Source organism: Streptomyces alkaliphilus (genome assembly GCF_014141535.1).
GTDB lineage: Bacteria > Actinomycetota > Actinomycetes > Streptomycetales > Streptomycetaceae > Streptomyces > Streptomyces alkaliphilus.
In genome coordinates, this window is sequence record NZ_VKHT01000279.1 from 1 (window position 1) to 5,558 (window position 5,558).

6 protein-coding genes are annotated in these 5,558 nt (G+C 73.9%); all 6 read left to right on the forward strand.

All coding sequences use genetic code 11. The annotated features are described in order from the left end of the window. Positions 1-629, forward strand: a 629-nt coding sequence (locus tag FNQ90_RS11125; protein WP_323379884.1) for an alpha/beta hydrolase family protein, incomplete at its 5' end; no start/stop codon positions are given. Positions 630-848: 219 nt separating this feature from the next. After that, positions 849-1,697 carry a sigma-70 family RNA polymerase sigma factor gene (locus FNQ90_RS11130; protein WP_194432423.1) on the forward strand — a complete coding sequence of 283 codons (849 nt, stop codon included), beginning with the start codon at positions 849-851 and terminating at the stop codon, positions 1,695-1,697. Further along, positions 1,694-2,092, forward strand: a complete 399-nt coding sequence (gene rsrA, locus FNQ90_RS11135) for a mycothiol system anti-sigma-R factor (RefSeq protein ID WP_143623208.1) — start codon at positions 1,694-1,696, stop codon at positions 2,090-2,092. Before FNQ90_RS11130 ends, rsrA begins: the two co-directional genes overlap by 4 nt. Before the next feature lie 467 nt (positions 2,093-2,559). Further along, positions 2,560-3,555, forward strand: coding sequence for a tetratricopeptide repeat protein (locus FNQ90_RS11140; RefSeq protein ID WP_182606220.1), 996 nt, complete (start codon positions 2,560-2,562; stop codon positions 3,553-3,555). A gap of 159 nt (positions 3,556-3,714) precedes the next feature. Further along, positions 3,715-4,344, forward strand: a complete 630-nt coding sequence (def, locus tag FNQ90_RS11145) for a peptide deformylase (protein WP_143623804.1) — start codon at positions 3,715-3,717, stop codon at positions 4,342-4,344. Positions 4,345-4,617: 273 nt separating this feature from the next. Then, entirely contained in the window at positions 4,618-5,469 is an 852-nt protein-coding gene (locus FNQ90_RS11150) for a D-Ala-D-Ala carboxypeptidase family metallohydrolase (RefSeq protein WP_182606221.1), read from the forward strand. Positions 5,470-5,558 lie beyond the last annotated feature (89 nt).

A 5,558-nucleotide genomic window follows, 5' to 3' on the forward strand; every position in this document is an offset into this window, starting at 1 on the left:
GCCCCCGGCTGACCCTCGCCCTGGGCCACGGGGCCGGGGGCGGGATCGACGCCCCCGATCTGGTGGCGCTCGCCGCCGCTCTGCCGGCGCGCGGGGTGACCGTGGCCCTGGTGGAGCAGCCCTGGCGGGTCGCCGGGAAGCGGTTGGCGCCCGCGCCCCGCACCCTGGACACCGCCTGGCGGGCGCTGTGGCCGGCCCTGGCCGACCCGGCGGACGGCGCGGCGGGGTTCACCACCGAGGGTGCCGCCCCACCGGTCGCGGTCGGAGGCCGCAGCGCCGGCGCCCGGGTGGCCTGCCGCACCGCCGCCGGGACCGGCGCGGTCGGCGTGCTGGCCCTGGCCTTCCCGTTGCACCCGCCGGGCCGTCCCGAGCGCTCCCGGGCGCAGGAGTTGGCCGCGGTCACCGGGGCCGGACTGCCGCTGCTGGTGGTGCAGGGCGAGCGTGACCCGTTCGGTCGGCCCGGGGAGTTCCCGGCGGGGACCACCCCGGTGCCGGTGCCGGCGGCCGACCACGCCTTCGCCGTCGGCGTCCGTTCCGGGGTGGACCCGGCGGACACGGCGGCGGTCATCACGGACGCCGTCGGCGACTGGGCCCTCGCCCTGCCCGGCGCGATCCCGGCCGCCGGCTGAGGTTCCCCGACCCCGGGCCGGCGCGGGGTCGGGGGCCCTCCGTGCGGGCCGGGAATAGCCGGCCCCCCGGGGGCGTTGTCGATGTCGCGGGGGACGGGACCGGCGCGACGGCCGGTCCACACCCGCCGGACCCGCGGCGTCGGAGTCCATCCCCTCGACCCCACCCGGGCCGAGTGCCGTATGTCACCCGTTCGCACCGCAGTGAGGAGAGCGACCTTCATGGGATCCACCGCATGCCCGCCCCGCCGCAGCCGGGAGACCGCCGCGACGGTCGATTGGGCGACGCTGCGGCTCGCGGCCGAGGGCTCCGTTCGAGGGGCGCCCGCCCCCGGTCGTCGTCTATTCTCCGAGACAAGTGTGGCCGCCACGGAGTCGGCCACCCCGGCGAAGGAGGTGGGTCCGGTCGCCACGACCGAGGGCGAGAGCGGCGACGGGGAGAGGACCGACGTGCCGACCGACGGATCGGACGTGCGGTCGGAGACCCCGGAGGAGCGCAGTGCCCGTTTCGAGCGGGACGCGCTGGAGTACCTCGACCAGATGTACTCCGCCGCCCTGCGGATGACCCGCAACCCGGCCGACGCCGAGGATCTGGTGCAGGAGACCTACGCCAAGGCCTACGCGTCCTTCCACCAGTTCCGGGCGGGTACCAACCTCAAGGCGTGGATGTACCGCATCCTCACCAACACGTTCATCAACTCCTACCGCAAGAAGCAGCGGGAGCCCCAGCGCAGCGCGGCGGAGGAGATCGAGGACTGGCAGCTCGCGCGGGCCGAGTCGCACATGTCCAACGGCCTGCAGTCGGCCGAGTCGCAGGCGCTGGACCGCCTGCCGGACACGGACGTCAAGCGGGCCCTGCAGACCATCCCCGAGGAGTTCCGCATCGCGGTCTACCTCGCCGACGTGGAGGGGTTCGCGTACAAGGAGATCGCCGACATCATGGGGACCCCCATCGGTACGGTGATGTCCCGCCTGCACCGCGGGCGGCGCCAGTTGCGCGATCTGCTCGGTGACTACGCGCGCGAGCGCGGACTGGCCGGTTCGGGAGCGCAGAAGGGTTCGGGCTCATGAGTTGCGGACAACCGCACGAGACGGACTGCGCCGAGATCCTCGACCACCTCTACGAGTATCTGGACAGCGAGATGTCCGAGGAAGAGCGCGCGAAGTTCGGCCGACACATGGACGAGTGCTCCCCCTGCCTGGAGAAGTACGGGTTGGAGCAGTCGGTGAAGAAGCTGGTCAAGCGGTGCTGCGGCCACGACGACGTCCCCGGTGACCTGCGGTCGAAGGTGATGCGCCGGATCGAGCGGATCAGGGCCGGTGAGGTGTCCCCGAGCGAGACGCCGGCGGGCACGCCGCCCCCGCCACCGGCGGCCTTCCCCACCGAGCCGCCCCTGGCCGCGCCGGAGGCGAGCCCGGCCCCCGCGTCGGCCCCCGCGCGGACGGAGACCTCCGGCGAGGGGTGAGCCCCGGCCCGCCGGGACACCGGTCGACCGGAGCCGGCGCCGAGCGGCCCGGGCGGGGAGCCGTGCCCGGGACGGATGGGTTCGTGCGTTCGGCACCTCCCCGTGGAGGGGGCCCGCACCGGCCCCCGGTCCGCTTCCGACACCGGCCCCTTCCGGCCGTTTTCGGCCGGCCGTGCCCCACCGGTACGGTTCCTCGCCACCGCCGCGGACGGCCGCCACCGGCGGCGACTTCCGTGCCGGGTCGCGTCGACGGACCGGCGACACGCCCCCGGGGTGCGGAGGTCGACCCCGGGGCAATATCGTCTCGCGCGGTGCCCCGGGCGGGGCCATGCTGTGAGCAGGCCCGCCGATGGAGGATTGGGCGGGCGCCGGCGCGGACAGGAGACAGTGGGCACACCGGAAGTGGACGTGGCGACACATCGGCACCTCGACACGCCGGCTACGAGGCGGGAACCGGGCAGGTCATCGTGAGGATCTTCGGCAGGGCTCGGCAGCGGCCGTCCACCGATTGGCGGCTGGCCACCCATCGTGCGTTCACCCTCATCGACGACGGTCGTTACGAGGACGCGGGTGAACTGCTCACCCGGGCGGCCGATCTGGAGCCGTGGCTCTCGGAGTCCTGGTTCAACCTCGCCCTGCTGCACAAGTTCCGCCACGACTGGGAGCGCTCGCGCGCCGCCGGCCTGCGGGCCGTGGCACTGCTGGAGCGCCACGCCGGCGCCCCCGACTGGTGGAACGTCGGCATCGCCGCCACCGCACTGCAGGACTGGCCGCTGGCCCGCCGGGCCTGGCAGGCGTACGGGCTGGACGTCCCGCAGCAGCAGGACGTCTCCGGCGAACCGCTGGGCATGGCGTTGGGCGGTGCCGCGGTGCGGCTCTCCCCCGAGGGGGAGTCCGAGGTGGTCTGGGGCCGACGCCTGGACCCGGCCCGCATGGTGATCCGCAACATCCCGCTGCCGTCCTCCGGGCGGCGCTGGGGCGAGGTCGTCCTCCACGACGGGGTGCCCAACGGGGAGCGGACCATCGTCGGTCCCGAGGGGCACACCACCGTGCACCCGGTCTTCGACGAGATCGAACTGTGGGCCCCCTCCTCCGTCCCCACCTGGGTGGTGCTCCTGGAGGCGGCGGAGGAGTCCGACCGGGACGCCCTGGAGCGGTTGGCCGCCGAGGCCGGGTACGCGGCGGAGGACTGGTCCTCCTCGGTCCGGCTGCTGTGCCGGGCGTGTTCCGAGAGCCGGATGCCCAGCGAGCAGGGTGACGGGCTGGCGCAACACGACCCGCACGACCACAGCGTGCCCGGCCGCCCCGGCCCGCTGGGGCACACCGGCGCCGGGATGCTGTGGTCCCCCGAACGCGAGTGCGGGCTGGCCGCCCCGGCATCCCTGGTCCGCGGCCTGCTCGACGGCTGGGTCGCCGACTCCCCGGACACCCGCGAGTGGCGGGACCTGGAAGAGGTCTGCTGATCCCCTTCGTCCCCGCTGGTTCGTGCCCGCGGGACCCCGCGGGGACGGGTTCGGGGCGAGGACGCCTCGCGGGGCCGGGGGGACCGCCGGTGCACCGTAAGCTGTAGGCGGCCCCGGGGGCCGTTACAGCTGCGGAGCGAGGAAGGCGGGCTGCGGACCATGGCGCGGCAGGAGACCGATCAGCGGGTCGAGGACGAGTTCATCGACGACACCCGGGACTGCGAGGAACGCGAACGCGCCCACCGGGAACGCGGCACCGCCCGTCCCATCACGGTGGTGGGCAACCCCGTCCTGCACCGGGAGTGCCGGGAGGTGACCGAGTTCGACGAGTCGCTGGCCGCGCTGGTGGACGACATGTTCGCCAGCCAGCGGGCGGCCGAGGGCGTCGGCCTGGCCGCCAATCAGATCGGCGTGGACCTGAAGGTCTTCGTCTACGACTGCGCCGACGACGAGGGCGTGCGGCACGTGGGCGCGATCTGCAACCCCGTGCTGGAGGACCTGCCGGCGGACCAGCGCGTGCTGGACGACAACAACGAGGGCTGCCTGTCGGTGCCCACCGCCTACGCCGAACTGGCCCGCCCCGACTACGCGGTGGTGCGCGGCCGGGACCTGGAGGGCAACCCGATCCGGGTGCGGGGCACCGGATACTTCGCGCGCTGCCTGCAGCACGAGACCGACCATCTCCACGGGCGCCTCTACATCGACCGGCTCTCCAAGCGGGAGCGCAAGAAGGCGCTGAAGATGATGGAGGAGAACACCCCCCGCTACGAGACCGTGCCGAACGACTGACACGGCGACCGTCGCACGGCCGCGACAACACGTGCCGGGGCGATCGGCGCCGGCGGCGGGAAGAAAACCTCCCACCGGGGAGAACGCCGAACGGGGCGGGCTTTTTTCAAAGGCCCGCCCTGTGGCGTTCCCCGGTGGGGTTGACGCGGGTAGACCCCGGGCGTCACTCTCTGAGGGCTCGTGCGCACCATCCTCCGACGCCCGTTCGGTCACGGATCCGTCCGCGACCCCGGTCCCCCCACCCCTCATCAACCTCCGTCGGGAGGCATTCGCATGTCCGCATCCGGCCCGTGGCCCCTCGCCCGTCGTGGCGCGCGCCCGGTTCTCGTCCTGCTGCTGATCTGCGCCGCCGGTCTGCTCGGTGGCCCGACCGCCGCCGCGACCACCACCACCATCACCACCACCGATAAGAGCCTCACCGCCGAAGATTCCCCGGGCACCGCGACGGCCGCCGCCGCGCCGGCGTCCGACGGCGTGGGCACCCTCGACGCCTGCTACACCTTCCCCCGCACCCTGAGCCGGGGCATGTCCGGCGCCGACGTCACCCAGCTCCAGATACGGGTCGCCGGTTACCCGGGTTACGGCCAGGTCCTCGCCCTCGACGGAAGCTTCGGGCCGCACACCGAGCAGGCGGTGCGCCGCTTCCAGCAGGCGTACGGCCTGACCGTGGACGGCGTGGCCGGGCCGCAGACCTTCAACCGGATCTACGCCCTGCAGAGTTCCGACTGCTCCACCGCCAACTTCTCCTTCGCCGAGATGAACCGCTGCAACTCCAACTGGTCCGGTGGCGCGGTCTCGGCGGCCACCGCCCGGGAGAACGCCCGCCGCACCATGTGGAAGCTCCAGGCCATGCGTCGCGCGATGGGCGACCGCCCCATCACGGTCAGCAGTGGCTTCCGCTCGGTGTCCTGCAACAACGCGGTCGGCGGCGCCAGCAACAGCCGTCACCTGTACGGGGACGCGGCCGACCTGGTCGGCACGCACTCCTTCTGCGCCCTCGCCCAGCAGGCCCGCAACCACGGCTTCAACGGCATCCTCGGCCCCGGCTACCCGGGCCACCACGACCACACCCACGTCGACACCCGCGCCTCCCGCTTCTGGTCGGCGCCCAACTGCGGCATCTGAGCCGCCCCCGAACGGGCCCGCCCGCCACCCGGTACCCCGGTGCCGGGCGCCCGTTCCGGCTCCTCGCCCGTCCTGCCCGAGCTGCGTCG

Excerpts from the sequence above, each read along its gene's own strand:
- rsrA (WP_143623208.1), top strand. The coding sequence starts at position 1,694 with ATGAGTTGCGGACAACCGCACGAGACGGACTGCGCCGAGATCCTCGAC.
- def (WP_143623804.1), top strand. The coding sequence starts at position 3,715 with ATGGCGCGGCAGGAGACCGATCAGCGGGTCGAGGACGAGTTCATCGAC.
- FNQ90_RS11130 (WP_194432423.1), top strand. The coding sequence starts at position 849 with ATGGGATCCACCGCATGCCCGCCCCGCCGCAGCCGGGAGACCGCCGCG.
- FNQ90_RS11150 (WP_182606221.1), top strand. The coding sequence starts at position 4,618 with ATGTCCGCATCCGGCCCGTGGCCCCTCGCCCGTCGTGGCGCGCGCCCG.